This is a genomic window from Oceanobacillus neutriphilus, assembly GCF_014645515.1.
In the GTDB taxonomy this organism is placed as follows: Bacteria; Bacillota; Bacilli; order Bacillales; family Amphibacillaceae; genus Oceanobacillus; species Oceanobacillus neutriphilus.
In genome coordinates, this window is the sequence record NZ_BMLW01000001.1 from 310341 (window position 1) to 336197 (window position 25857).

At 39.5% G+C, this 25857-nt stretch carries 32 protein-coding genes; 6 read left to right on the forward strand and 26 right to left on the reverse strand.

From position 1 onward, the window contains the following. Nucleotides 1–2: 2 nt before the first annotated feature. The 19 genes from IEX29_RS01375 to IEX29_RS01465 all read right to left on the reverse strand — a co-directional run bounded on the left by IEX29_RS01375 (nt 3) and on the right by IEX29_RS01465 (nt 10119). Complete coding sequence (locus IEX29_RS01375) at nt 3–140, reverse strand: hypothetical protein (protein ID WP_188732760.1); 138 nt, start codon at nt 138–140, stop codon at nt 3–5. Then, complete coding sequence (locus IEX29_RS01380; RefSeq protein ID WP_188732761.1) at nt 121–519, reverse strand: hypothetical protein; 399 nt, start codon at nt 517–519, stop codon at nt 121–123. Before IEX29_RS01380 ends, IEX29_RS01375 begins: the two co-directional genes overlap by 20 nt. 3 nt (nt 520–522) lie before the next feature. Then, the gene (locus tag IEX29_RS01385) at nt 523–1128 is read right to left on the reverse strand and encodes a beta clamp domain-containing protein (protein WP_188732762.1); all 606 of its coding nucleotides are present in this window, start codon (nt 1126–1128) and stop codon (nt 523–525) included. Further along, a complete protein-coding gene (locus tag IEX29_RS01390) occupies nt 1125–1436 on the reverse strand; it encodes a MazG-like family protein (protein WP_188732763.1) in 312 nt (103 codons plus the stop codon). Before IEX29_RS01390 ends, IEX29_RS01385 begins: the two co-directional genes overlap by 4 nt. A gap of 103 nt (nt 1437–1539) precedes the next feature. Further along, a complete protein-coding gene (locus IEX29_RS01395) occupies nt 1540–1830 on the reverse strand; it encodes a hypothetical protein (protein WP_188732764.1) in 291 nt (96 codons plus the stop codon). Next, nucleotides 1827–2255, reverse strand: coding sequence for a hypothetical protein (locus IEX29_RS01400; RefSeq protein ID WP_188732765.1), 429 nt, complete (start codon nt 2253–2255; stop codon nt 1827–1829). Before IEX29_RS01400 ends, IEX29_RS01395 begins: the two co-directional genes overlap by 4 nt. A 4-nt stretch (nt 2256–2259) precedes the next feature. Continuing rightward, entirely contained in the window at nt 2260–2979 is a 720-nt protein-coding gene (locus tag IEX29_RS01405) for a TetR family transcriptional regulator (protein WP_188732766.1), read from the reverse strand. 104 nt (nt 2980–3083) lie between these two features. Further along, nucleotides 3084–3269, reverse strand: coding sequence for a hypothetical protein (locus tag IEX29_RS01410; RefSeq protein WP_188732767.1), 186 nt, complete (start codon nt 3267–3269; stop codon nt 3084–3086). Beyond that, nucleotides 3269–3496, reverse strand: a complete 228-nt coding sequence (locus IEX29_RS01415; protein ID WP_188732768.1) for a hypothetical protein — start codon at nt 3494–3496, stop codon at nt 3269–3271. The genes IEX29_RS01410 and IEX29_RS01415 overlap by 1 nt, the downstream gene beginning before the upstream one ends. A 9-nt stretch (nt 3497–3505) precedes the next feature. Continuing rightward, on the reverse strand, nt 3506–5488 hold the full coding sequence (locus IEX29_RS01420; protein WP_188733040.1) for a DNA polymerase: 1983 nt from the start codon (nt 5486–5488) through the stop codon (nt 3506–3508). Further along, nucleotides 5488–6615 carry a DUF2815 family protein gene (locus IEX29_RS01425; RefSeq protein ID WP_204799010.1) on the reverse strand — a complete coding sequence of 376 codons (1128 nt, stop codon included), beginning with the start codon at nt 6613–6615 and terminating at the stop codon, nt 5488–5490. The genes IEX29_RS01420 and IEX29_RS01425 overlap by 1 nt, the downstream gene beginning before the upstream one ends. Nucleotides 6616–6738: 123 nt before the next feature. Continuing rightward, the gene (locus IEX29_RS01430; RefSeq protein ID WP_188732769.1) at nt 6739–6903 is read right to left on the reverse strand and encodes a hypothetical protein; all 165 of its coding nucleotides are present in this window, start codon (nt 6901–6903) and stop codon (nt 6739–6741) included. After that, entirely contained in the window at nt 6900–8078 is a 1179-nt protein-coding gene (locus IEX29_RS01435; protein ID WP_204799011.1) for a DUF2800 domain-containing protein, read from the reverse strand. The genes IEX29_RS01430 and IEX29_RS01435 overlap by 4 nt, the downstream gene beginning before the upstream one ends. 11 nt (nt 8079–8089) lie before the next feature. Then, the gene (locus IEX29_RS01440) at nt 8090–8488 is read right to left on the reverse strand and encodes a hypothetical protein (protein WP_188732770.1); all 399 of its coding nucleotides are present in this window, start codon (nt 8486–8488) and stop codon (nt 8090–8092) included. Between the two features lie 120 nt (nt 8489–8608). Continuing rightward, nucleotides 8609–8851, reverse strand: a complete 243-nt coding sequence (locus tag IEX29_RS01445) for a hypothetical protein (RefSeq protein ID WP_188732771.1) — start codon at nt 8849–8851, stop codon at nt 8609–8611. A 2-nt stretch (nt 8852–8853) separates the two neighbouring features. Next, nucleotides 8854–9120: a hypothetical protein gene (locus tag IEX29_RS01450; RefSeq protein ID WP_188732772.1), complete on the reverse strand. Its 267-nt coding sequence runs from the start codon at nt 9118–9120 to the stop codon at nt 8854–8856. A gap of 96 nt (nt 9121–9216) precedes the next feature. After that, a complete protein-coding gene (locus tag IEX29_RS01455; protein WP_188732773.1) occupies nt 9217–9456 on the reverse strand; it encodes a hypothetical protein in 240 nt (79 codons plus the stop codon). A gap of 51 nt (nt 9457–9507) precedes the next feature. Further along, entirely contained in the window at nt 9508–9780 is a 273-nt protein-coding gene (locus IEX29_RS01460) for a hypothetical protein (protein ID WP_188732774.1), read from the reverse strand. 105 nt (nt 9781–9885) lie between these two features. Further along, nucleotides 9886–10119, reverse strand: coding sequence for a helix-turn-helix transcriptional regulator (locus tag IEX29_RS01465; protein ID WP_188732775.1), 234 nt, complete (start codon nt 10117–10119; stop codon nt 9886–9888). Between the two features lie 120 nt (nt 10120–10239). Here IEX29_RS01465 and IEX29_RS01470 point away from each other — a divergent pair, with 120 nt between their 5' ends. From IEX29_RS01470 to IEX29_RS01490, 5 genes are all read left to right on the forward strand, one after another. Further along, complete coding sequence (locus tag IEX29_RS01470; RefSeq protein WP_229720039.1) at nt 10240–10578, forward strand: helix-turn-helix domain-containing protein; 339 nt, start codon at nt 10240–10242, stop codon at nt 10576–10578. Nucleotide 10579: 1 nt separating this feature from the next. After that, the gene (locus IEX29_RS01475) at nt 10580–11056 is read left to right on the forward strand and encodes an ImmA/IrrE family metallo-endopeptidase (RefSeq protein ID WP_188732777.1); all 477 of its coding nucleotides are present in this window, start codon (nt 10580–10582) and stop codon (nt 11054–11056) included. A 95-nt stretch (nt 11057–11151) separates the two neighbouring features. After that, entirely contained in the window at nt 11152–12342 is a 1191-nt protein-coding gene (locus IEX29_RS01480) for a site-specific integrase (protein ID WP_188732778.1), read from the forward strand. A gap of 120 nt (nt 12343–12462) precedes the next feature. Beyond that, nucleotides 12463–13347 carry a LysR family transcriptional regulator gene (locus IEX29_RS01485; RefSeq protein WP_188732779.1) on the forward strand — a complete coding sequence of 295 codons (885 nt, stop codon included), beginning with the start codon at nt 12463–12465 and terminating at the stop codon, nt 13345–13347. Between the two features lie 163 nt (nt 13348–13510). Next, entirely contained in the window at nt 13511–14611 is a 1101-nt protein-coding gene (locus IEX29_RS01490) for a nitric oxide synthase oxygenase (protein ID WP_373290627.1), read from the forward strand. A 72-nt stretch (nt 14612–14683) separates the two neighbouring features. On the opposite strand, the gene IEX29_RS01495 is transcribed toward IEX29_RS01490, so the two are convergent. From IEX29_RS01495 to IEX29_RS01525, 7 genes are all read right to left on the reverse strand, one after another. Further along, the gene (locus tag IEX29_RS01495) at nt 14684–15499 is read right to left on the reverse strand and encodes a flagellin N-terminal helical domain-containing protein (protein ID WP_188732781.1); all 816 of its coding nucleotides are present in this window, start codon (nt 15497–15499) and stop codon (nt 14684–14686) included. Nucleotides 15500–15702: 203 nt separating this feature from the next. Further along, on the reverse strand, nt 15703–17226 hold the full coding sequence (gene hutH / locus IEX29_RS01500; protein ID WP_188732782.1) for a histidine ammonia-lyase: 1524 nt from the start codon (nt 17224–17226) through the stop codon (nt 15703–15705). A gap of 125 nt (nt 17227–17351) precedes the next feature. Next, the gene (gene hutP, locus IEX29_RS01505) at nt 17352–17789 is read right to left on the reverse strand and encodes a histidine utilization transcription antiterminator HutP (RefSeq protein WP_188732783.1); all 438 of its coding nucleotides are present in this window, start codon (nt 17787–17789) and stop codon (nt 17352–17354) included. A gap of 121 nt (nt 17790–17910) precedes the next feature. Then, nucleotides 17911–19191: a YjiH family protein gene (locus tag IEX29_RS01510; protein ID WP_229720066.1), complete on the reverse strand. Its 1281-nt coding sequence runs from the start codon at nt 19189–19191 to the stop codon at nt 17911–17913. Nucleotides 19192–19394: 203 nt separating this feature from the next. Further along, nucleotides 19395–20657, reverse strand: coding sequence for an imidazolonepropionase (gene hutI, locus IEX29_RS01515; protein ID WP_373290629.1), 1263 nt, complete (start codon nt 20655–20657; stop codon nt 19395–19397). A 113-nt stretch (nt 20658–20770) separates the two neighbouring features. After that, the gene (gene hutU, locus IEX29_RS01520) at nt 20771–22438 is read right to left on the reverse strand and encodes a urocanate hydratase (protein ID WP_188732784.1); all 1668 of its coding nucleotides are present in this window, start codon (nt 22436–22438) and stop codon (nt 20771–20773) included. A gap of 191 nt (nt 22439–22629) precedes the next feature. Next, on the reverse strand, nt 22630–24117 hold the full coding sequence (locus tag IEX29_RS01525; RefSeq protein ID WP_373290631.1) for a helix-turn-helix domain-containing protein: 1488 nt from the start codon (nt 24115–24117) through the stop codon (nt 22630–22632). Between the two features lie 423 nt (nt 24118–24540). Here IEX29_RS01525 and IEX29_RS01530 point away from each other — a divergent pair, with 423 nt between their 5' ends. Continuing rightward, the gene (locus IEX29_RS01530) at nt 24541–25587 is read left to right on the forward strand and encodes an endonuclease (RefSeq protein ID WP_188732786.1); all 1047 of its coding nucleotides are present in this window, start codon (nt 24541–24543) and stop codon (nt 25585–25587) included. The last annotated feature ends 270 nt before the right edge of the window (nt 25588–25857 follow it).

Sequence of the window (25857 nt, forward strand, 5' to 3'; positions counted from 1 at the left end):
TTTCACCTGCTTTCTATCACCTTCCAGCCTTTACGGATTCGAGACTGGATTTCATATTTCCGTAAAGGCTCATAAAGGTAAACGTTTCTGCCGTCCTCTATCCGATGGAGCAGCACCCATTTAGGCTTTCGTTTCGCCATTTGAGAGCTCTCCTTTTGGAAAATCGGACAAGCCCTCAAGCGGGCCAGATAAATCAAAAAGTTCCAATTTTCCTCTAGTGCTTCCATCGTGATAATAGATAAGCAGTTTATCCGGCAGGATCTCATGGCGTATACTAAAGCCTTTTAATTTTTTAATATAACGCTGATAAAGCTTGTAATTTATAAGAAGTCCGTCAACGTATCTTGGCTCCGTGTTGCTTGGTTTAAAACGATTGATTAAATCAGTAAGCTTTTTAACCCGATTCTCCAGTCGTATCAAATCCTCAGGAGAAGCTTTCTCTTTTCTCATTTTTCGTAGTTGCTTGGTTAAGTCACTTTTCTCTTTCCTCTTTTGAGCGATTATGTCTTTTAAACTCATAAGCTAAACCCTCCTGCAGGGCATCAATAGAACTTCATAATTTAATGCCTTAAAAAGTATCGGCTTGAATCCGTTTGGAATAGAAATCCACACTTCATCAACCTCGGCATCAGAGAAAAACTCCAGAATGTCTGCCAAATAATTCAGATCCAAGGTAATAGATCGAATCGTATAGGGATCCGATTCAAACTTATCCGATAGGTTAAGAAAAAATGACTCATTGTCGATGTTTGCCGCTTGAATAGAAACACCATCACTTTTTAATCTCAGAATTCCAAATTTTTCAATTGCGTAAGCTGCACGTATTGAAGGGATATATTTTTTTAATTCAATGGGATTTATAGTAAAAGACCCGGTGAATTCATCCCCAAAGAATTTTTCAAAAGCCCATGGTTTCACGTCTAATACTTTCCCAGTTTTATAGTGCCTTATCTCAGTCTTTTCTCTGCCCATAATACCTACTATTCTAAGAAGCACATGACCATTAACGACGTAGATACATCCGTTTTTGTTATACTGAATACCGTCTAATCCGGGCTTGTAATTTGGAGCATCTTTTTCAGCAATGAAATTTTTAGCGTGTTTGGCTAGTAGCTCCTCAATAGTCATTGCAGATCACTTTCTTTCACGAAAACGCCGTTAATCATCTTGCCTTTTCTATCGGCAATCTCTTCATAAGCAGCCTCTATGCAGTCCTCAATATCAATGCCTAATTGCATGCAAAGAATTGTCAATACCACGTACATGTCACCTACTGCGTCTTTTACTTTTGCTTTCTTGCGGCCTTTCGCTAAAGAAGCAGCCAATTCCCCGTGTTCCTCAGCAAGCTTTGCCATCTGCTTAAACGGATCAGCAGTATCTAAATTTCTATCAATTGCCCAAACTTTAATTAATCCTGTTAAATCATCTAAATTCATTCTGATTCTCCTCCCCTATGCCTTTTTACCTAGAGCTTTCTCGAAACAAGCCACACAAAGCAAGCTCCGATCATTCCTGGAATCTTCTCCGCATTCTATGCATTTAGACATCTGATAGCCCCCTGCGTTTCAATGAGTTTTCAGTAGCGATAGCATTAGCAATCATACTGGCTTCGGCGCTTAACTTACTTGCCGCCCGTTTAACTCTCGCTTCTTCTCTCCCTTTTGCATTTAATAGTGAGTCATGGCCAAGAATAATTTTTGTGCCGACAACATGATCAATCTGCATTTCTCTCATATCATCTGTTGCATTATTCAAAATTTCTTGAAGCTCTTCTGCACTCAAATCTGCTGTTTCTACAACTTTATATAGTCTAATAGCGTCATCGTTCATTCCGGTTCTACCTCCTGAATAAGTTCACGTAAATTTTCAAGAGAAATATATTCCTGACCCTTCTCGTGATCTACTTGCGCTAAATCCACCGCATTACTCCAGATTTCTTTTAGAGCATTTTTAAGTTGGTAAATCTCCTCCGCATTATCGTTTTCAATTTCTGCAGGCTCAGCACTTGATTTTATTGCTGCAGCAAAACGTTCGAAAACAGTTTCCATGCTCTGCCTTACAGACAACACTTGAACATCAGACCACGTTTCTTTAGAAATGCCAAAAAAGAAACCATACTCCTTTTCACGGTACTCAATTTTAGTACCGTACAATCCTTGTTCTTCTGTATCTTGAACCTTCACCAACTGAATTGAATCAACTGGAAATGAAATTCTTTTATTGTCTAATAATGTTAGTGTTACAAAATTATCCATTTTATCAACCTCCCAAATTGATATATTCTAAAAGCAAATCATGCTGCTTCTGCAAATTTTCTTGATTATTCTTTTGTAAAAGCTCTTCTCGTTCCCGGAAAAGTCTATGCAGATCCTTATTCATCTGCTCAAGCATTTTTTCTCTTTCAGTGACTTTTGACCGTTCTTGATCAAGGCTGCGGTTTAGAGCAGCGTTAGTCTCTTCCAATGCCTTAACATCATACCTATACTGATTAAGCTCACTTTCCAGCTCTTCTATCTGTTTGTTGAAATGTTCCTTTATTGGCATGGAGTCACTTCCTTTTTCAGAAGCAGAAGGCCTGGAAGCTTTCTTTTCTGTTTTTTTTTTTTTATGGTAGTAGACAGAGCCGGCTGTCACTCCTGCCCTTTTTACAATTTCTTGAACAGAAAGATCCGTCTCTCTGAGCAGTTTTTTAGCCAGCTCAATGTCTCCAGATGGTTTTTTCATTGCAGCGATATCCTCCTTATCTGTCCGTATTCTAGGGATGCCATGCTGTACTAAATAATCTGCAAAATCTTTACCGTTCATCTTCAAAGCCTTTTTAATATCAGACCTTGGCACTTCTTTATTTAAAAGCCATTGAATCTCTGAAAAAGTCAATTTCTTCCCTTTAGCAAGAAGCTTTTTGGCCTTGGTAGCTGTCTTTGCTTCTCGATCTGATACCCTTTGCCTCAATTCGTACAATGTTTCAGTACGGACCATTTACTTCTTGCCTCCTTTATTGTTCGGTATAATCGCTAAAATGACGATTGCAACAATTAACATCCATAACGTGGTCCACCAAGGATGGGAGTAAATAATTTCCATTAAGATTCTCCTTTCAAAATCATATAATCATTCGTTTTAATTTTTAGTTCGTGTCCGGAATCAAAATCAAGATAGATGTTATCTGCATGAACTTGGATTTTTTCTATATATCCTTCAATATTCCACGGTGTATTCCCACCAACAGCAAGCCAAGTATTAAAGATGTAAATTCTCTTAATATCCATCACTTATCCTCCTTCATTTGGCTGTTATTTTTGTGCCAAGCGCCATCAAGTAGATTATCCCGCTGAATTTGCATTTCCACATAATCAAGCCGGAGATCTTCTTTTTCTATCCGCAGCTGATGGTTTTGCCCTCTTAAATCATAGATGGTGACCATCATATAAATGGCAGATAATACAGCTATCATAATTACAGTATAAAAACCAATATCCAGTAGTTTCTTTCGCATACAATCCCCCTAATCCTTCTGATAAAAATCAGCCACAAACCCGTCTGCTTCAAGTGGCAATCCAGGAGCCCATTCAATCGGAAGCCCCATGATTTCTGTTACTTTATCCAGGTCCAGCTGATCTGATGGAACATCGAGAACAACCTCGTCATGAATATGCATAACCGTGTGATATCCGGCTTCATATAAGCGTTGCAGCGTTACAGCTAAGCAGTCCCTTGCAATGGCCTGGACAATGTTCTCCACCATTTTCCCGCCATAGGTGTTTATCTTTTCAAATTTTTTCGTCGTTTGATTCATTCCGTAGTAGTGAATCGATTCCTTATCGAAATCGTTATTAGCGAGAAAAGGTTTGACATAATACAATTTTCTCCCGCTTGGCAGAGTAACTGTTAAGAAATCTAATCCATTCATGATGTCACTCTCACGAGCTAAAACGATTCCTTTTACAGCTTGAGGCTGTCCGGTTCGCATTACAGCAAGCGCAGCATTTTCAATGGAGTACCATAAATCTACAATCCGCCTATTTGATGATCTCCACAGCTGCACGATGTCCGGTAACTCTTCCTCAGCTAAGCCCATATCCAGGGCGCCCATTTGAATAAGAGCACCTTTTGCACCTTGGTACCCAAGAGCAAGCTCTGCAACTTTTCCTTTTGCCCGCAGTTCATATTCCGGATTGCCTTTAACAATTAAATCAATAGGCACTCCAAACATTTGACTGGCTGATGCCTCGTAGATTCGGCCATGCGTTTTAAACACTTGCATCCGCCAATCTTCCCCCGCTAACCAAGCAATTACCCTAGCCTCAATTGCGCTGAAATCGGAGATAGCGAATTTATGACCTTTTGAAGGCACGAACCCGGTACGGATTAATTGCGATAGAATATCTGGCACATTGCTATAAGTGAATTTCAACATATTAATATTTTTTGCTTTTACTAATTCTCTGGCCGACTCAAGAGAATCAATATAATTCCGTGGCAGGTTTTGCACTTGAACTAAACGCCCAGCCCATCGGCCTGTTCGATTCGCTCCGTAGAATTGAAGCAAGCCTCTTGATCTGCCATCATCACCAACGGTATCTATCATTGCCTGGAACTTCTTAACAGATGTTTTAGACATCTCCTGACGGATCTCTAAAACTCGTTTAACGTCTCCGTCGGCTAAATCTATTAATTTGGAAACAGTATCCTTCTGTAAATCTTCAACAGGAAACCCCTTCTCTTCCAACCAATCCTTAAGCTGAGCAGCACTATTAGGGTTACTTAATCCAGTAATCTCCACCGCTTCTTCTCTCAACTTTTTTATGATGAAGTCGTTCACATGGATAGCTCCATCAACGAGTTCCCTATCTACTTGAACACCAGTAACATTGATAATCTGATCTAATTCCCACAATTTCTGTTCTTCATCAGGAACAGGGAAATTCGCTAGCTTAGCATCAATTGCCTTTTCAACTTCTACGTCCTGCCTGCAATACTCTTTGAAAACTTCCCATTTCTCCGGCTCATGATGTGGCAGAGTCCTGGTGCGACCTGCATTTTTCTTTGTTGGTTTCGTTGGCGTACAGAATAGCTTTATCAGTGCTTTACCAGCTGTCATTTTCCGTTTATCCTGCGGTAGACCTAAAGCATTCGCTGTTGCTGCAAGGCCAGCTGTATAACCGCAATACATGCCAAGAAGCATAGTATCTCTCCATCGATAAAGCCAATCAAAGGGATTAATTTCATAGTGCTTGCTTAAGCAATACCACTCAAAAGCAGCGTTATAAGCGTGGTTAGTTACAGTTGAATCCCATAACAGAGCTTTCTCAATATCCCTCGGAATTTTATCTCCGTTTTCAAGATCAATAACACGTGTTTCCCCACCGTTTACAGAATAAGCAAACAATAAAATTTTAAAATCAGGGGACTGCACATATTTGTACAATCCCGATTTTAATAGGTTGACACTGGAATACGTTTCAATGTCAATGTTAAGCTTTTCAATCACAACCCATACACTCCGCCATTATTGATGGGCTGACCTGTCACTGGATCAATCTGAGGCTGCTGCGGTGCCTGGCCATATCCCTGTTGTTGCTGTGGTGGTTGTTGGCCTGGTTGAGTAAAATGCTGTAAATTAAACCCTGGTTGTGCGTTAGGATTTGGTGCTTGCTGATACTGTTGCTGCTGCTGCGGAGCCTGTCCATATTGCTGAGCCGGAGGCGCCTGGTTAAATCCTTGTTGAGGTGCTGGACTTGGTCCAAAATCGGAGCTTACATCTGGAGCACTTGCACCTAATGGCTCTCCGTCTCTTGTTTTTTGCACATTCGTACTAATATAAACGCCAACACCGGACTTTCCGGAAAATTTATACGGTGCAAAGTTCAAAGCAATCTTGCCGTACATACCGCTGTAAACCTCCGTAGCATCCATAATCGGATTAAGGTTAGCATCTACTACCTTAGGAGGCTGATCTGCTTTGGTGCTCGCTGAAAATACCCAATGCCCCTTGCATTCATCACCAAAAGGCATACCGTCTGATGGCTTCACTCCGTCACCGTCATGGATTGGGATGTTAACCATAGGCGGAATAACATTATTCCAGTGCTTACTTTTACCGATTTGCTTTGCCGCTTCAATTGCAGCATCGATTTTTGCTTTTGTTGTCAAGTCTGATTTAGGAAGCAGGATAGTAACACTGTATTTAGGTTCCGCTCCATCTTGAATTGCTCTTGGTGTTAATAGGTTTACAAAGCTAAAACGTACTTCCTCTGTTACGATTCGAGTTTGATTAAATTGATCTGACATAAATGAATCTCTCCTTTGATAATTATTGTGCGAAGTACCCCAGTTTCCAGAGGTGAATTGATCTACATAGTGATCTGCTATTTCGCCCATAGATTTCTCCTTTTTCTTCCGCTTTAATTTTTGCTTGTATTTATTCTCAAGTTGTGCATTAATTTCATTTGGATGTGCTTTAATCCGCCTTGCTTCAAAACGCCATCTAAAAGCATCCTTTCCAATCTTGGCTTGCAGTTTCTTCCGAGCTTTATTCTTACTTGATTCATAGATTCCGAAGATATATCTTTTTGAGACTGTGCTATAAATGCCATAGCCGTAATTCTCGGCCATCTACCTGTTATCTCCGCAGCTGTCGCAGTCTCTTGGATAGCCTGGATCATCGCCGTCTATTAAATCGCCACAGCATTGGCAGATGTTCCCTTCCAGCATAAGATCTACTGTATCGCTCATGATTTACCACTCCTTTATTTCTTGCTCTATTGCATTATCAAAAGCTTTCAATATCTCTGTTCGCAAATCTGTAATAGAGGGGCAAGTGACGCTCCCTATTCCGTCTATGTGTAGCGTGAAGCCGCTACTGTCTTTTTCGATTTCAATACAATCTTGAATACCGTTCATTTGAAATCCTCCTCTGCACTGACTTCATTGGTGACCGCCATACGTTTATCCTTGGCAGGGGCAAGAGTCGGCTTACCCGGCGATTTCTGAACATGACCAGGTTCCTCAAGCAATTCTCGGTACTGTTTTGCCCCTAACTCTTTTTCAAGCTTAGGAACAGTTAACGGAGTACGTTCATACAGTAGTGCTTCATCGATGCCAGCCTCTTTCAATTGTTTAAAGGCTTTATCTACATCCACATAGCCTCTTGAGCCTCTGCCGGCTACTGCCTTCCATCCAGGGATCTCTTTACCTTTCAAACTCTCCTTAAGTGCATAATCCTTCAATGCTTTAACCCAAGATTCAATACTTTTTGCCTTCTCTAAGACTTGGCCAACTTCTGCATTGGATAATTCAGGAGGTTTTTTGCCGCCGAAATCATCTAAAGCTGTAAATTGGTCAGCACGAGCACGGCAAGTAGCTTTTAGCTTGCAAAACTTGCAATGCTCTCCAGGAACAAATTCGCCTTCACCTTTAAATGCTTTTTCAGCAATGGGCTTAATTTCATCACCCCATGCCAGCAGATCTGACACCGTCATTTCAAATTCTGAAATATTATCCAGTCTTGGCTGTACAATGGACATGTGCACTTTTTGAATATCAAACAGTAAGCTGTAAGCTGTGTAGGCTCCAAGGGCATACAGTTTCATTTGAGGATTGTCCTCAGCCGATACCGGTATGCCTTTGCCATATTTGAAGTCATTCACGTACAGCGTTTGGTCAGCAACGATGATACAGTCTGCAGTACCAAATCCTTCCGGTGCGATATGACTGAAATCTACCTGTTTTTCAATGGCGGCATAAGGTTGCTGTTCCAGATTGATTGTTAGCTCCTTGATATAATCAAGATAAGTCTCAGTGTGTTTCAGCATTTCATCTTGGTAAAGTTCACGTTTTTTGAACTTATTCAACCGGCGAGTAAATGTAGACTTGGCCATCGGATGAAAATACTTTGTCAGTTTTAACTCAGCAATTTCATGGGCCAGTGTCCCTTCCTCGGCGAATACACTTGTGCTGTCAGGCTTTTCATCCTCTAACCTTGCACTGGGTGTGCAAGCAAGCCACCTGTTAGCAGCACTTGCCGATAAAAGAGCATGGGACCGTTCCTTGTGATTAATTTCTTTTGTTTTAGCCACAGAAGCACCCCCTATAAGTTAGCGCCCAGCTCACGTAGTTTAGTTGCAAAGTTACCGTACTGATCTTGTGGCAACTGAGTTAAAGCTTGTACACCGAATTGATTAAGCAATCCAAACAGGTCATTTTGCTTGCCCTGGTCCATTAAATGCTGTGCAGCTACAGCTAACTGATCCTGTGTGTAGCTTGTCGGCGTTGTCGGTACCGTCTGCTGTTGCTGCGGCGCCTGCTGCTGTTGAACTGGTGCTTGCTGTGTCGGAACACTTTGCGGCGCTTGTTGCTGGTACTGCTGAGGTGCCTGCTGGTATTGTTGTTGAACCTGAGCATTTTGCTCCGTAACATGTTGCTGTGTATCCTGCTGGGCTGGCGCTTGCTGTGTGGCCTGTTCAATAGCTGGAGCAGTACCCCCCATAGCGTTTGCTAAAGATTGAATTGCCTTTTCTAATCCTGGTGCTTGAATGTTTACTGTGATTTCCATTTGCAAATTTCCCCTTTCGGTTATATAGTTAAAGTGATAAAATTTTTATTTGACCTACTGATTGCCGTCAGTGGGTTTTTCTTTTGCGAATTCGTTATAGGCTCGTACAAGGTCAATCATTAATGGAAAACCTTGCTCTATATAGCAATCATCGCAACAAAACATATCTGTTTGAGAGTGATAAGTGGAATCTAACTCTCGCACCCACTCCGCGGGTTCTTCACCATCAAATTTTGCTGATTCTACAATGATCTCAGTTTCTTCCGGCTTACGTTTGCAAAAAGGACAATGCGTCAATGCTATTCACCTCCTATAATTTCTTCCTCTTCAGCAGGTTTTGTTGCATATTGATGCGCTAATCTCATTTGAGTTGAAATAAAGTCGAACAAATCTCCATCATTCCCAGTTACTTTTAAGAAAAACATATTATTAGCAATTAACATTCCTGTGAAAAATGCCGTCAGATCAATTTCTGTAAGCTCAAATTGATAATTTTCATCTTCTTTATCGAATAATTTCACAATCAATTCGTACACTTCAAAAGCATATTTTTCCTCTTTACTCATCACCTTTCACCTCCTCTCAAGAATAACTAAGCATTAAATAGAGAAATCCAATTGCTCCAGCGAACAACAAGTTAAGAATGAAATCTGTTTTATCCATCAGAACATGTTCCGCCTGGTATCTTCGTTGATTGCTTTGATTGCCTCAGCGTTTAATTTTTTCTGATTAAGCGTTACAAGATTTTCAAAGGCACCTTGTAATTCAAAAATCAAATCCTCTTTACGTTCAAACTGTGCTGTTTCCACTAACGAAAAAGCCTTCTGACTTGCTTGAAATATCCGATCAACCTCTTTCATAACCAGAGGAAGATCAGCTGTTTTATAATGATCACTTAACATGGTTTGTCCTCTCCCCATATACCGCCTGTCCGATATTATTTTTTTTATTAATCACCAATCTGACACAATGTCCACTATCGCTTTAAAAGTAGGTTGAGCTATCCACCAGCGCTTACGTTTTTTTCTGACCTCGTGAACCCTTATCCTTGGATCATGCAGTAATTCATCTTCCAAGTACTTAACTGACATACATGTCAACTCGGCCAGCTTGCTAATATCTACCAGTACAAGCTGCTGATGAATTTGCTTGCTGAGTTCATCGTCAATATGTTTTCGAAGAGCTGTTTCATCGAGTGAAATCTTAATCTCTCCACTTGGAAACACAGAATCACCTTCCTTGCCATTTAAAATATCTGAAAAATAAAGATAAAAGTGTAATTTTCTATTGCGTTATTTTAAATGACGGTTTATAATAATGACAAAGCTAAATTACACAGAACGTTTTACTTCAACATCTGCTAAATCTGGAAATAATTTTTCGGGTGTTGTCTCAAAATATTTAGCGAGCTTAAATAAGAGTTTTGCGTCTGGATTGCCCCTGCCTGTTTCTATATTGCGTATGTGGCTTTCAGACACATCTAAATCTATTGAGAGTTGACGTTGAGTTACACCAAGAGATCTGCGAAATCTCGAAAATGTATCTCTACGACGTGAATCGCACATTTTATTCACCTCTTTTCTTTGTGCTTTTAATTGACACTTAAAATATATCACGTCAATCTAATAAACGTCAACCCCAAAACGTCATTTTAAATGAACTTTTTTTTTCGGGAGGACTTAAAATTGAATGAAAATGATAAGAAACGAATGGGTGAAAGGATTAGATTGTGCAGGAATAATCTTGGTATATCGCAGGAGAAACTTGCTGATTTATTAGGTATGAGACGGACTAACATTGCTAATTATGAAGCCGGAAGAGTAGTACCACCCGGGAATGTGCTGCTAGAAATGGCTAAAACGTTCGAAACATCTACCGATTATCTCTTGGGTAGAATAGAACCAGAAACCATTGCAGCTCACCATGATGGGGAAAATTGGACAGAGGAAGAACTACAAGAAATTGAAGAGTTTAAGCAGTTTATTGCAATGAGACGAGAAGCCAGGAAAAACAAGGGGAATTAGAATGGATTTATTTGAGGATTTAATGGAGGAATGTTTCACAAATAATATAGAAGTATACATAAGAAGAATGAAAAATAAGGGATTGTATGGAGATAACATTATTTGGCTGAGTAACAGTCTGAGCACCACTGTTGAAAAGGTTAGCATTTTAGCAGAAGAACTCGGCCATTATCATACATCAGCTGGAGACATACTTAATCAAACAAAAATAGACAATCGTAAACAGGAACTTAAAGCAAGATCCTGGGCTCATAAGAGAGTGTTTCCATTATCAAAAATAATAGAAGCTCATAAATTAAACCTTAGAAATAAGTATGAATTAGCTGATTATTTAAATGTAACAGAGGAATTTGTAGAAGCATCTTTAAAACGGTACCAGGATAAATTCGGACTTTTTGTAGATATTGACGGCTACACAATATTTTTCGATCCGCTGGAAGTTGTTGAAATTTCCGATCAAAAAAATTTTTATTCTTAAAAAGAACATACGTTCACATTTAAGGAGGTGATACGCACACGTGGTTAACTCTATGCCCCAGAAACGCCTGTCCGCGATGAAGGGATAGACAAGCCATGACTACTAAATTAAACAAATCGAAAAAAGATAAAGATCTATACTGGTACACCAATAAAAAAGGTGAAAAATTGTGGATGTATCGGCATAAGTACAAGGACACGATGGGGAAACGGAAAGAAAAGAAAAAAAGTAGTTTTACATCAGAGGATGCAGCCTTAAAGGCTCTTCTGAAGGTCAAGTCTGACTTACTAAATGGCAACGTAAAACAAGTAGAGAAAGACAATCTTACTGTATCTCAATGGATGGATATGTGGTATGAGACGCATAAAAATGAGTGGAAAACATCCACACAAACTCAAAGAGAGCGTTTGATCAGATTGCGTATCAAACCGCTTCTGGGCAATGAAAATCTTGCCGCATTAGATAAATCGACTTACAAACTAAAATATATAAATGAACTCACTGAAATATATAGTCCTAGCACTGTTTCGACGTACCACACTATATTTAAGATTGCCATTAATGCCGCCGTAGATGATGAAATCCTATCCCGTAATCGATTCAATAAAATTACGATTCCAGGCCTAGGAGAAGATAGCCTCAAAGCAGTCAGAAATAACTATCTAAACGTATTCCAATTGAATCGATTGCTGGATCTTGCTAAAGAATATTTAAATATAACCAATTACAGCCTAATGTATTTTTTAGCCTATACGGGCTTAAGAAAAGGTGAAGCATTAGGAATACAATGGCGAAATATAGATTTTGAGGCCAATACTATAACGGTGGAGAGGACAAGAGACTGCCATAGTGGCATTAGACCACCTAAAACAAAAAATAGTTACAGAACCATTCCAGTCGATGTTATGGTAATGGCGCAACTCAAAAAGTATAAAATTTGGTGTAAAGAGAGATTGCTAAGCAAAGGGAAACATTTAAAAGATGATGATTTTGTCTTTATCTCAACTCATGGCAATCCTGTTGCAAGTGCTATGCTAAACAATAACCTAAAAAAACTTATAGAAGATTGGAATCTAAAATCTATTAACGTACATGGGTTGCGACACACTCATGCCACGATACTTGTCAATCTTGGTTTACCATCACAAGTTATAGCTGAAAGACTAGGCAATACTCCGCGAATGATAGACAAGATATATGGCCACGTATTGAGTGAATCGGAAGACAAATCTGTACGGCTGTTTAGTAAGAGCCTGGAACTTGGGGCTGTTTCTGGGGCTAATTGAATTAATTAGCCCCCCAAGCCCCTTGTGGCAGGCGGGATTCTCCTTTATGTGTAGTATAATCACTAATATATATAATTTATTATTTTATAGTTTAAAACTATAATTGAAGGAGATTAGCCTGTGGACTTGACTCAATTACATTATTTTATCAAGGTGGTTGAAGAGAAAAGCTTTACAAGAGCTGCAGAACGTCTGCATATTTCGCAGCCTTCTTTAAGTATATCCATAAAAAAATTAGAGAATCATTTAGGCATTTCACTTGTTCATCGAAAAAAACCGTATATACAGCTCACCAGAGAAGGGGAAATTTTTTATTATCAAGCAAAAAAAATAGTTAATCAGATGAATGATATGGAAGAAGAGATGAAACGTCTGCGGTTAGAAGGCCCATTAGAGCTTTCCATCAGCATGATCGAAACAGCCAAAAATTGGTTCAGCGAGGTCATCAAAAAAATTAAATCAGATTCACAGGACATTCACATTCAAATTTCTGAATTACTCAGCTTATCTGAGCTGCAAAATGCTTTGTTAAATTATGAAATCCACTATGCCATAACGAATTATTATATTGATACAAAAGAGCTTGAGTCCATCTTTTTATATGAAGAAAATCTTGTTGCATTAATTCCAGCCGGCCACCCTCTTCAATCCAAAGCATTTATTACCATGGAAGATTTAAAGCAACCGCCTTTTATATTATGTAAGGAAGGATACCAGACAAGGAATGATATATTAAAAGCTTTTCAATACGCAAGCGTCAGCCCTAATATTCAATTTGAAATTGAAAGGTTTGAAACAGCCTATCATCTTGTAGAAAGCGGTCTTGGAATTACCATTGTTCCCGAAAACTATGTCAACAAATCATACCATCCAACAGTACATGTCAAAAAAATGAAGGATCAGGTGTTAAAAAGAAATGTTTATCTCGTGAAAGATCGAACCAGGTACCTTTCACCGATCATTCATAAATCCATTAAAACCATCTGTATGTTTCATCAATCATAATTTCATTTTACTAAAGGATCGTATGTGACAGCAATATGAACAGATATTGACACTCCTTGCCATATGAGTCAGATAAAATGGAAATTCTTCCTTCTATTCGCTAAAATAAATAATATAAAGGATAGTCAGCAGCTGGAGGTATATTCCATTGAATAATTATGAAATGCAGCAGGAAGCCGAACAATTTTTAAAAACTTACTATACAGAAACGAAAGCTCCTGCAGAACAACTTGAAGAACGAGTCAAAGAAGTAATTTCAGAAATAAAAGCACACAACACATATACACAAACCTACGAGGAAATTGTTTATGGAGCAAAGCTGGCATGGCGGAATTCAAACCGCTGTATCGGCAGACTTTTTTGGGAACGTATCGACGTAGCTGATGCCAGGCAGGCAACCACAGAAGAAGAAGTATTCGAATTTCTGTTCAGTCATTTAAAAAATGCCTTTAACCAAGGAAGAATTAAGCCATATATCACTATCTTCCCTGCCAGCTCAGCCAAAGAAGACACCGTAAAAATCTGGAACCATCAGCTGCTGCGCTATGCAGGCTATGAGTCTGATGAAGGTATTATTGGCGATTCAGACTCTCTGGAGTTCACAAAAATTTGCGAGAAACTAGGCTGGCAGGGACAGGGAACACATTTTGATATTCTGCCTCTGGTTATTCAAATTGGCGATCAGCCGCCTGTCTGGAGAAGTATCCCTGAAGCATTGATTCCGGAAATCCCAATGGAGCATCCAGAATATAAGGCTGTGGCAGACTTACATTTAAAATGGTATGCTATTCCAATTATTGCAGATATGCGCCTTGAAATCGGCGGACTGCATTATGTATCTGCCCCCTTTAACGGCTGGTATATGGGAACGGAGATTGGTGCAAGAAACTTTGCAGATGAGCACCGCTATAATCTGCTTCCAAAAATGGCGGAGATAATGGGCTTAGAGACAAAGCATGCCAGCAGCTTATGGCAAGACCGTGCGTTGATTGAGCTGAATGAAATGGTACTCCATTCCTTTAAAAAACAAGGCGTATCCATTGTAGATCATCATACAGCTGCAACACAGTTCCATATTTTCGAAAAGCAGGAAGCAAAAGCAGACCGTGAAGTAACTGGAAAATGGACATGGCTTATACCGCCTGTTTCCCCGGCAACTACCCACGTCTGGCACCAGCCCTATAGAAATGAACTGAAAAAGCCGAATTTCTTTTATCAGAATAAGGCTTATCAGGAAGTGAAGGGCTGTCCGTTTCATAGATAGAGCTAAGGGTGTTCTTTTTTTAGGAGAACACTTTTAGTTCTTTTTTAAAATTTATACTCCCCACTGAAAATATCAATTTTGCAAAAGCTGTAATATCATCTGCGGCTGCTGATTCCCCTGCGCCAACATCGCCATCGCAACCTGAGCCAAAAGACTATGCTTGGTGTACAACATCATTTCTTTTGCAATATCCGCATCACGAATCCGCGACTCTGCCTGCGTCAAATTCATAACGGTATTGGAAAGGTTATTGATTGTATGCTCCAGACGATTTTGAATGGCTCCCAGACTAGAGCGCTGGGACGATGCCCGCTTAATCGCTTCATCTAATATACCAATCGCCTCATCCGCTCCTTCCTGTGTAGAAATATCAATTTCATCTACACCGAGAGCCGCTGTCCGCACATCACCAATGGAAATCTCAATATACTGACCCGAATTGGCTCCAACTTGAATTCGCTTATTTGTAAACGAGCCGTCTAGTAAAGATTGCTTATTAAACTCTGTATCCTTGCCTATTCGAGTCAGTTCCTCACGAAGTTGATTGATTTCATCCTGCAGTATCTCCCGGTCAGGGTCTGAATATGTTCCATTCGCAGCCTTTACACTCAGCTCCCGCATCCGCTGCAATATGGCATGCGTTTCATTTACCGCACCTTCTGCAGTTTGCAGGAGCAAGATTCCATCCTGCGTATTTCGTATCGCCATATTCAAACCGCGAATTTGCGCACGCATTTTTTCTGAGATTGCTAACCCCGCCGGGTCATCCGTAGCGCTGTTAATACGCTGTCCGGTCGCTATACGGAGCATGGATTTCTGAGCCATGGCAAAATGATTATTCATATGATGATAGATCGTGAAAGCCATTACATTATTGTTGATGCGCATTGATTATCAGCCTCCAATCATACTATTTTTTGATTATACTTGTTTATAGGTATATCGGCTGATTTGGTGGAGATGTGAAGAGATTAGAAGAGCTTTTATTATTTGATGATAGCTTTGAAAAAGAACGTTGACATATTTTACAAACTAAAGAGACAACCCTCTTTAAATAAAGATGAAGAATGTTGTCTCTTCGTTATCCTTGCTTACGAAATATAACTCCCTTTTTTTATAAAACTGCTGGAGTTAATCAGTGGATTTAAAGCTTGGTTCACCTTCTCTATGTCTTTTGAAAAAACCCTGTCTTCTGTAATGCTTGGAACTTCCTTGCGCATCTGATTCCATTTTTCTTTTAATTTCGGGGCTGCTTTTTCCACTCCCCGATATTCTATAGCCTGCAGGGCACATATACATTCAACCGCTAATACCCGTCTCGTGTTTTGTATAATCATCCCCGCATGTCTTGCTGCGATTGTTCCCATACTTACATGGTCCTCCTGATTTGCAGAGGAAGGGATCGAATCCACACTTGCAGGATGTGCCAATGTTTTATTTTCTGATACAAGTGAAGCTGCTGCGTATTGCATAATCATTGCACCAGATTGCAAGCCCGGCTCCGGACTTAAAAATGGCGGTAAATCATTTAACTGTGGATTGACCAGCCGCTCGATACGGCGTTCTGATATATTAGCTAATTCTGCTACAGCAATTTTCATAAAATCCATCGCAAATGCAATGGGTTGACCATGAAAATTCCCGCCTGAAATAACCAGCTCCCCTTCTTCAAAAATAAGCGGATTATCCGTAGCAGCGTTCATCTCTATCTCCAGCTTTTCTTTCACATAATCCAGCGTCTGCCATGATGCACCATGCACCTGCGGAATACAGCGCAATGAATACGCATCCTGTACGCGTTTTTCACCTTGCTTTGTAACAAGGCTGCTCCCCTCTAACCATTCACGCATTCTTTCCGCAACAGCTATCTGCTGCGGGTAGCCTCTTGCTTCGTGAACGGCCGGATGAAAGGTATCGATTATTCCTTCCAGACCTTCTATTGTCATACCCGCAATCCATTCACTATCCAGGGCGAGCTGTTCTGCTTCTATATAGTTTACAACTCCCATTGCAACCATGGCCTGTGTTCCATTGATAAGTGCAAGACCTTCCTTCGCCTGCAGAACAATTGGCTGGATATCTTTATCAGTTAAAACCCGTGCTGCATTTACTGGTTTCCCCGAACCATCATAGACTTTCCCTTCTCCGATTAAAACAAGTGCCAGATGGGCCAGCGGAGCTAAATCTCCAGATGCTCCCAGTGATCCTTGCTGCGGGATGACCGGATGGACATTTTTATTAATAAGCTCAGCCAACAGTTCAACCAGAACAACACGCACACCTGAAAATCCTTTTAAAAGAGCATTTAAGCGCAGCACAATCATTGCTCGTGAAACAATTTCAGGAAACGGTTCGCCAATACCGCAAGCATGTGAACGTATTAAATTTAACTGCAGCTTTTCTACATTTTCCTGATCAATGATGACATCACTAAATTTACCAAAACCCGTATTGATTCCATATACCGTTTCTTTATTTGCTACGATATTTTCTACCGCATATCTGCTTTCACGGACTTTTTGCATACTTTTTTCTGAAATTGACACTTTTTCTTTATCAATAAGAATTCTTTTCAGCTGATTGATGGTTAAAGAATGACCTGTTAATTCAATCATTGCTGCTCCCTCCCTTTTCAAATTACTATACAAACATAAAAAGGAGATGATAACGGCATACTGAAGTAAGCCATCATCACCTCCTAACAACTTGTTACTATAGGTCATGATTTCGTATTTGATTGTTAAATATGATTAATACCCAGACCGAGCGCTTCATGCTCCAATCCTTTTATAGGTGCTCCAATGGTTCCGTAAAAAGCGACAGCTATCCATTCGCCTTCTTTTTCTTCTGTATATGGTCTGCCGCGTACAACAGCAAAGCGAAGACCTACTGTCCGCATGGTCTCTCCAATCGCCAGCTGCCCTCTTGTTACTCCTTCAAGAGCCTCGACAATCGTGTGATATAAAGCATGCGTTTCTCTATAGACTCCCTCTTCAATTAACCCGCTTCGTTTCACTGCCGTTTCAACGGATGATATAACCTTCTGCATGTTCATCGAGCCTACTTTTCCAAGGCATGTATCTACTTCGTTAAACATAGCTTCAAAGGAGCTGTATTCACTCTCATCTAACATGGCAAGCAGTGTTGCTATTTTTCCAATTCTAATTTCCTGAGACATGTAAACGCTCCCTTTTACTCTCAAAAATAACACTATTTACTATTGGCTATCTATAATTATAATCCGAATAATAAAAATAGTCCATTACTTATAGTAATAATATCTGATCTCTTTACCCATGCTAAAGTAATAAATATGCAATTGGTGTTACAATAATGATTGTTAATATCGTGCGCTCAATCCAAATCACGATCAGCTTAGGAACACTGATTGGTATCTCTGTAGACAAGATACATGGAATTAAAGCCGAAAAGAAAAGAATTGCTGATACAGACAAGGTTGCAATTACAAATTTCGTTATTAACGAAGCATCCGTAACAAGCAATGCCGGTAAAAACATTTCAGCAATCTCTGTTGCTGCTGCCTTAGCAGCTAACAGCGGCTCTGGAACCTGCATAATCCATGTGAATGGATAAAAGATATAACCAAGTATATCAAATACAGAAGTATACTCTGCTAAAATCAGACCCAGCAGACCGATTGACATAATAGATGGAAGAATTGCCATTGTCATAATTAGACCATCTTTGAAATTCATCCAAATATTTTTTGAAATTGCCGGTGCATGATCCGCTACCTCCATAGCTTGTGACCATGCAACTTTTATTCGATTCTTTTTAATAATTTCTTCAGGCTGTCCTTGCCCGTCATAATATTCCTCACTGAGTTTATTTAGAGGCCACATTCTTACTGTAATTGCAGTTACCAGGAAAGTAACAAATAATGTGACCCAAAAATACATATTCCAGATTCCCATCAAATCAAGTGTATTTGCTATGACAATCATGAATGTTACGGAAACGGTTGAAAATCCTGTTGCAATAATCGTTGCTTCTTTTATTGTGTACTTTCCTTCTTTGAAAACCCGATTCGTAATTAATAAGCCTATAGAGTAGCTACCAATAAAAGACGCCACTGCATCAACGGCAGATCTGCCTGGTACTTTCCAAATTGGCCGCATAACAGATTGAAGCAGAACTCCAAAAAACTCTAATAATCCATAGCCTACAAGTAAGGCAAGAAAGACCGCTCCAATAGGTACAAGAACCCCAACCGGAATCACCAATTTCTCAAAAAGATACGGACCTATATTCGGATCAAGCAGCCAGCCTGGTCCAAATTGAAAAACTAACATAACCGTTACAGCTGCACCAAAAATCTTAAATACAGATAAAACAATATTAACTATATCTTTATTCCAAGTACGGTTTATGAATGGATATATTGCTCCAAAGATAATCATAATCAAAGCATAGTAAGGAACTGCACCGGAAAAAACTGTTTGAACATAGGTCACAATATGATCAAGTGGAATCGATGATACTCCATTTATTGTAATTGGGATAAAAAAAGTAAAAATTCCAATCAAGCTAAACAGGAGAAACTTCAATAAATTATTGATGTTAAGGGATTGTGCATGTTTCGGTTCTTTAACAGTTACGTCTTTTTCAACTTGGTTCACTATATTCACCCTTTTTATTTAAGTTTCGATACTACTGCTAAATATGACAATCCCCTTATTCTCTATTTGATAATTCCCTTTAAAAATAGCAGTATTGTCAACCCGTTATTTTACTTCATGATTTAAGGAGCAGAGATTATTATTCATTGCAGCCGTCCTCCTGCTACAACCTGTTTCCCTGCTTTTATAACAGTATCTACATGATTCATGCCATACTGATACGATAAAGTTAAATAATTAGGAACATCAAAAATAGTTATATCAGCTTTCTTACCCGCTTCCAGGCTTCCTGCCTCATCTGCACAGCCAATGGCATGTGCTGCGTTGATAGTCGTTGCGGTTAATACTTCTTCCGGTGTCATCTCCATCTTCAAACAGCCTAAATTCATCATAAACGGAAGAGAAATCGTCGGCGAAGAGCCCGGGTTCTGATCCGTGGATAGAGCTATCGCGACCCCTGCCTCAATTATCTTTCTGGCAGGAGCAAATTCTGCCATTAGGAAGAAGGCTGTGCCAGGTAATAAAACACCAGTGACTCCCCTCTCAGCCATCGCTTTTATTCCTTCATCGGATGCTTTCAGAAGATGATCTGCAGAAATTGCCCCGACCTCTGCTGCTAATTCTGCACCAGCATACGGTTCAATCTCATCCGCATGAATTTTGGGAATAAGTCCATGTTTTTTTCCGGCCTCCAGTATTCGCTTTGACTGCTTAGGTGTAAATACACCGCGCTCGCAAAATACATCGTTAAATACAGCCAATTTCCGCTCTGCTACTTCAGGAATCATTTCTTCTATCAAACGGGTAACAAACTTTTCCGGATTATCTTTTTCATCCATAGGTACAGCATGTGCTCCCATAAAAGTAGAAATAATATCAATGGAATGATCCTTTTGCAGCTGCTTTGCCACTTCCAGCTGTTTCAACTCATGTTCCAGTGTTAATCCATATCCGCTTTTTGCTTCAACCGTAGTCACGCCATGCAATAAAAATTTATCTAAACGCTTTTTCGACTCTTCATATAACTCTTCATGGCTGGCCTTTTGTGTGGCACGGGTGGTTGCATGAATTCCCCCGCCTGCCCCCATAATCTCCATATACGTTTTTCCTTTCAAACGCATTGCATACTCATTTTCACGTGTACCGGCGTGGACAAGATGTGTATGCGGGTCAATCAGACCGGGAGTTACAATTTTCCCGGATGCATCAATTTGTTGAGCATCTTCTAATTGTGATTTGTATTTTTCACGGAGTTCATCATCAGGACCTGTTTCAACGATTCTTCCATCTTCAATCCAGATACTCCCATGCTCCATTATTGAAATTTTGGACATTTCCTCTTTTTTAGCAGGCTTATCAGAGTGTCCTGCCATGGTAATTACTTGATTCGCATTTGAAATAAACATCCTTTGTACCAATGTTACTTCCCCTCCCATATTCATGTTTTATCAATTTGTAAAATGCTGCTGCGATCACGCAGAAAAGCGTTTGTTTTCTCTAAAGGGAGCAGTGCTTTACGTTATTCTTTTTTTAACATGGGAATGTTCACGTTCTTTTTACGTGCTGTTTCCTGTGCCAGTTCATAGCCTGCGTCCACATGACGGGCAATTCCCATGCCGGGATCCGTAGTCAGGACACGCTCCAGACGTTTTTCAGCATCCTTTGTGCCGTCCGCAACAATGACCATACCGGCATGAAGAGAATACCCCATTCCTACACCGCCGCCGTGATGCACACTGACCCAGCTTGCCCCGCCGACACTATTGATTAGTGCATTTAAGATCGGCCAGTCCGCAACAGCATCACTGCCATCTTTCATTGATTCTGTTTCTCTGTTAGGGGAAGCGACAGAACCGGAATCAAGATGATCACGGCCAATGACAATAGGAGCACTTAATTCACCGCTGGCAACCATGTCATTTATGATTTTGCCAAATCTTGCGCGTTCTCCATAACCAAGCCAGCAAATACGGGAAGGCAGACCTTGAAAGCTCACCTTTTCCCGGGCCATCCGAATCCAATTACATAAATGCTTATTATCACTAAATTCACGTAGAATCACTTCATCTGTTTTATAAATGTCCTCTGGATCCCCAGACAACGCCACCCAGCGGAACGGCCCTTTCCCTTCGCAAAATTGCGGACGGATATAGGCAGGAACAAAGCCTGGGAAATCGAAGGCATTTTCCACTCCTTCGTCCTTTGCCACCTGCCGGATGTTATTTCCATAATCAAAGGTTACAGCTCCCTGTTTTTGCATTTCCAGCATCGCTTCTACATGCTTAGCAATACTTGCTTTAGAAAGACCTGTATATTCTTTCTCATCCTTTTTTCGTAAAGCTGCAGCTTTTTCCAGGCTGAATCCTTCTGGAATATAACCATTTAATGGATCATGTGCAGAGGTTTGATCCGTTAATATATCTGGAATAAACCCTTTCTCAATCATCTCAGGTAAAACTTCAGCAGCATTCCCTAACAGCCCAATAGATAACGCCTTCTTTTCACTGCGGGCTTCATCAGCCAGACGAATAGCTTCGTCCACATCATCTGTATACATATCTAAATATTTCGTTTCAATCCGACGATCAATCCGATGCTGATCTACTTCAACTGCAATGCAGACACCGCCATTCAAGGTTACAGCTAATGGCTGAGCCCCTCCCATACCGCCAAGTCCTGCAGTTAATGTAATCGTTCCGGCCAGGTTGCCTTTAAAGTGTTGCTTTGCACATTCTGCAAAGGTTTCATAGGTTCCCTGCAAAATTCCCTGACTCCCAATATAAATCCAGCTTCCAGCAGTCATTTGGCCATACATCATTAATCCTTTCCGGTCCAGCTCATGAAAATGATCCCAATTCGCCCAGGCAGGTACAAGGTTTGAATTAGCAATTAACACTTTAGGAGCATCCTTATGAGAAGGAAAAACAGCCACCGGCTTACCAGATTGAATTAATAGCGTCTCATCCTCTTCCAATTCAGTTAAAGACTTAACAATGGCATCATAGCAGTCCCAATTTCTTGCTGCTTTTCCAATCCCGCCATACACCACTAACTCATCCGGATTTTCCGCTACATCTGGATGGAGATTATTATTTAACATGCGTAATGCCGCTTCCTGAATCCAGCCTTTTGTATTTAATTCCGTGCCTCTATATTGTTTTACTTCTCTTGACTTTGTCTTTGACATGGCTTATTCACTCTCCCATCAATACTGTATTCTGATAATTCTTATTTTATCAACCAGGGAGAGTCTAATATAGATAACTCCGATTCGAAATAATATAAAAATCATAGGTAAAGATAAACTTACACATAAAACGCTTTCATTTTATGATAATAATATTAGATTATTATAAAAATATAATATAACTGTTTCATTTACTGCAATCTCCATTCACGAGGAGTCAAACCGGTATGTGATTTAAACACACGGCTAAAGTAATTCGGATTGCGGAAACCGACAGCGGCAGCGATATTTTGAACAGAATCATCTGTGGCACCAAGCAGCTCCTTCGCCTTTTGCAATCGAATATAGATCAGCATCTCCCGGAAGGATTGCTGATATCTTTTCGTCAGAATATGACTCAAATAAGATGGGCTGCGTTGAACTTGTGCAGCTGTTTCTGTTAATGAAAGCATTGCATCATTATAGTGATTTTCCATATAGCCGATTGCTGCTTCGATAACATCTGCCTTCGCAAACATATCCTGCTCTTTAACCGTTTGAAACAGATAATTAATAAACAGAATAAGCTCTTGGACAATACGATATAAAACCGGGCTGTATAATATACTTTCAAATACTTTTTTATAGTAAGCTTCACTATCCTTCGTCTTCAGCCCCTTTCGGAACATAAACCGCCGTATTTGTGCAAGAATACTGGTTAAACGTGTCCGAAGCAGGCCGGGTTCCGGATATGGAGATTTCATATTAAAGAATTCCTCATACAGCCAGCTTTTCAGCTTGTCTCCCTGCCCTTCATCCAGCATAAAAACCCAATTTCTCTGCTCCTCCACAGTTAAAAAAGGATCAATATCTACCCACTCCTGGATATCTTCTGCCTGCAACACCTGTTTATAGCCGATAAAAAAGGTCGTTTCCATCATCCGTAATAGTTTCATATAAATTGGATGAAGAGAATCCCCGTTTCCTGTATGTACAACAATTGCAATAGGATTTCCTTCCGAATGCTCCCATTCTCTTAAGAATCGCTGTGCCTGTTTTACAGGTGCCGGAAAATCATGCTGGAACACGAGCACAATATTATCATGAGTGGAAAATACGGATGGCTTATAATCAAAATCAAATTGATCAATAAAATCCCTTAGATCATTTAGTGTTTTTCGCTGTTCAGCTCCCAGTAAATATACCGGGAAAGGGAAGGAAACGTGGTCATCTATAAATAAAGCTTCATACCGCACAGCATGTCCCAGTTCTGTAACCGTATTTTTCTTACTGACAGCTGATAGATTTCCGATAGCCTGCTGCAAGGCGTGCTTCATATTTGATGGAGAGAGCGGCTTCACCCACAAATCAACTGCTTTAATAGACATCGCCTGCATGGCCCGCTCAAATGTAGCCTCGGCAGTGATAGCGATAACCTGTCCTGAGTATCGGTGAATAAATGATTTAACCATCTCCCAGCTGTCTTCAGGTATCATATCTAATTCGATACATAATATATCGGGCAGTTCATTTTCGAGCGTTGTCAGAACGTCTGTCAGTTGATCAGATAATCTGGTTTCTGTTATTGGAAATGAATATTTTGAAAGCAGCCAGTGGATGCCTTTAAGCTCTTCTTTGTCTCGATCTGCTATTAGTAGTTTGTAGATGGGTAGGACCTCCTTTTGAGGGTGTTTAATAATCTCTTTATATCAATCTCATACTTGCTTTCAAGCCGTAAAATTCTTGAAGGCCAAACACTCTTGGTTATCGTATAATGACCATAAAAAGTACTCCTCCAGTCTTTTTATGGTTGTGTAGTCAACTACCATTATACAAGATTTTGGGAGGTGCTTCTTTTTTGTGTTCTGAACTCCTTAGGACACAAGGGTTAGGAATTATGAAATGAACTCATTTAAAAGCAAATAATAATCTCTTTTCATAATCATCCTTAGTTACCATAAGGGGGCTTATTTATAGTTTGTTACTAAGATATCCTCTTGAATATTACTCTAAAAATATATAAAAATTTAATGGAATTTTCAAATAAGTATACTTATTTATTAACTGATATGTTAAAATAAACAACAGAACAAGCGTTCGATTAAAGAAGGGGGGTACAAAGGATGGATAATGATAAATTTGAATCCTATATTATTAAAAATTTCCCGATAAAGACCACAAAGGAGGTTGCTGAATATCTAAATGTAACCCCACATGTAATTCGATCTATTGCTAAAAAATACAGCTTAAAAAAATCTGAAACACACCTTGCCAAACTGAAATTACAATTTGTTGAACACCGTCGAAAATGGTATGAAGCGAATATCCCTCTTTTTAAACCGAATAAGATTCAAGAGCAAATTATTTTTGGAAGTTTGCTTGGTGATGGTTATATAAGCAAAGGAGCTCAACGAAGTAAAAATTTCTACTATCAAGAACATTTTGGAGAAAATCAACGTGAATATCGTTTTTGGAAATTGTCCCAACTAGAAAGCTTGGGTTTTGAAATTAATGGAAATTACCTGCGTTCACCCAGCCATCCTTTCTTTACCAAATTACATCAACTTCTTTATAATGGCAGTGAAAAAATATTGAAAAGAGAATTTCTTAGTAAATGTTTACATCCGGCTTTTTTAGCCTCCCTATACCTTGATGATGGAAGTTTAGTTCTATCTTATAATTATAATAAATCCAAGCATATCGTTTATTGCCATCCCAGCATCATATTATATACACTCAACTTTAACAAAGAAGAAAATCATCTTCTTGCATCTCACTTAAATCAAACATTTAACATCAACTTTGTTGTATCTGGGCACCCAGATGGAAAAGGTAGTCTGTTAAAAATGAATAAGGAGAAAGAAGTTCGGAAATTCCTCAGAGTTATAGAACCGTATTCTAAAGAAATACCTTCAATGCTTTATAAAACAAATATGGAAAACAAACTAAATGAGAAAACAGAAGAAATATATGAGAGGTATGGCAATGATGTCATAATTAAATTAAGCTCTTCAAACAGGAAAAAACTTTATTCAAATAAAGAAATAGAAACCATCATTCATTTGAAACGAACAGGCAGCACAGATCAAAATATTGCAGATAATTTGGGGAGAAGTTATTGGTCGGTGGTTTATAAAATTAGGGAACTGAGAAAGAATCGCCTGTTGTAACAAACTCTAAGACATAGAATTTGTTTATTCCTACTATAATACTGATCAGCTTAATATTTTCTAATAATTTGGCAGTAACTGCTCCTTCGATTATGCACTTTTCTATTTCTTCCCGAATAAAATAAGTCCTAATTCCATAGCGAGAATTATACCTATATAGTTAATTCGGGATTGTAATATATACTTACTAGCTTGTACGATTCAAATTATGCTTTTATACCCGGTAGTAAAATTCAATTATGTAGTAGAAACCGTTTCTATCAAGTATCA

What these genes read in the sequence shown, in the direction of transcription:
- IEX29_RS01450 (WP_188732772.1), bottom strand. Translation starts at nt 9,120, where the DNA reads ATGAGTAAAGAGGAAAAATATGCTTTTGAAGTGTACGAATTGATTGTG.
- IEX29_RS01400 (WP_188732765.1), bottom strand. Translation starts at nt 2,255, where the DNA reads ATGGATAATTTTGTAACACTAACATTATTAGACAATAAAAGAATTTCA.
- IEX29_RS01415 (WP_188732768.1), bottom strand. Translation starts at nt 3,496, where the DNA reads ATGCGAAAGAAACTACTGGATATTGGTTTTTATACTGTAATTATGATA.
- IEX29_RS01375 (WP_188732760.1), bottom strand. Translation starts at nt 140, where the DNA reads ATGGCGAAACGAAAGCCTAAATGGGTGCTGCTCCATCGGATAGAGGAC.
- IEX29_RS01430 (WP_188732769.1), bottom strand. Translation starts at nt 6,903, where the DNA reads ATGAACGGTATTCAAGATTGTATTGAAATCGAAAAAGACAGTAGCGGC.
- IEX29_RS01530 (WP_188732786.1), top strand. Translation starts at nt 24,541, where the DNA reads ATGGATAATGATAAATTTGAATCCTATATTATTAAAAATTTCCCGATA.
- IEX29_RS01395 (WP_188732764.1), bottom strand. Translation starts at nt 1,830, where the DNA reads ATGAACGATGACGCTATTAGACTATATAAAGTTGTAGAAACAGCAGAT.
- IEX29_RS01410 (WP_188732767.1), bottom strand. Translation starts at nt 3,269, where the DNA reads ATGGATATTAAGAGAATTTACATCTTTAATACTTGGCTTGCTGTTGGT.
- IEX29_RS01475 (WP_188732777.1), top strand. Translation starts at nt 10,580, where the DNA reads ATGGATTTATTTGAGGATTTAATGGAGGAATGTTTCACAAATAATATA.
- IEX29_RS01440 (WP_188732770.1), bottom strand. Translation starts at nt 8,488, where the DNA reads ATGGGGGGTACTGCTCCAGCTATTGAACAGGCCACACAGCAAGCGCCA.
- hutH (WP_188732782.1), bottom strand. Translation starts at nt 17,226, where the DNA reads ATGATTGAATTAACAGGTCATTCTTTAACCATCAATCAGCTGAAAAGA.
- hutP (WP_188732783.1), bottom strand. Translation starts at nt 17,789, where the DNA reads ATGTCTCAGGAAATTAGAATTGGAAAAATAGCAACACTGCTTGCCATG.
- IEX29_RS01490 (WP_373290627.1), top strand. Translation starts at nt 13,511, where the DNA reads ATGCAGCAGGAAGCCGAACAATTTTTAAAAACTTACTATACAGAAACG.
- IEX29_RS01465 (WP_188732775.1), bottom strand. Translation starts at nt 10,119, where the DNA reads ATGTGCGATTCACGTCGTAGAGATACATTTTCGAGATTTCGCAGATCT.
- IEX29_RS01455 (WP_188732773.1), bottom strand. Translation starts at nt 9,456, where the DNA reads ATGTTAAGTGATCATTATAAAACAGCTGATCTTCCTCTGGTTATGAAA.
- hutU (WP_188732784.1), bottom strand. Translation starts at nt 22,438, where the DNA reads ATGTCAAAGACAAAGTCAAGAGAAGTAAAACAATATAGAGGCACGGAA.
- IEX29_RS01480 (WP_188732778.1), top strand. Translation starts at nt 11,152, where the DNA reads ATGACTACTAAATTAAACAAATCGAAAAAAGATAAAGATCTATACTGG.
- IEX29_RS01380 (WP_188732761.1), bottom strand. Translation starts at nt 519, where the DNA reads ATGAGTTTAAAAGACATAATCGCTCAAAAGAGGAAAGAGAAAAGTGAC.
- IEX29_RS01405 (WP_188732766.1), bottom strand. Translation starts at nt 2,979, where the DNA reads ATGGTCCGTACTGAAACATTGTACGAATTGAGGCAAAGGGTATCAGAT.
- IEX29_RS01385 (WP_188732762.1), bottom strand. Translation starts at nt 1,128, where the DNA reads ATGACTATTGAGGAGCTACTAGCCAAACACGCTAAAAATTTCATTGCT.
- IEX29_RS01390 (WP_188732763.1), bottom strand. Translation starts at nt 1,436, where the DNA reads ATGAATTTAGATGATTTAACAGGATTAATTAAAGTTTGGGCAATTGAT.
- IEX29_RS01495 (WP_188732781.1), bottom strand. Translation starts at nt 15,499, where the DNA reads ATGCGCATCAACAATAATGTAATGGCTTTCACGATCTATCATCATATG.
- IEX29_RS01425 (WP_204799010.1), bottom strand. Translation starts at nt 6,615, where the DNA reads ATGGCCGAGAATTACGGCTATGGCATTTATAGCACAGTCTCAAAAAGA.
- hutI (WP_373290629.1), bottom strand. Translation starts at nt 20,657, where the DNA reads ATGTTTATTTCAAATGCGAATCAAGTAATTACCATGGCAGGACACTCT.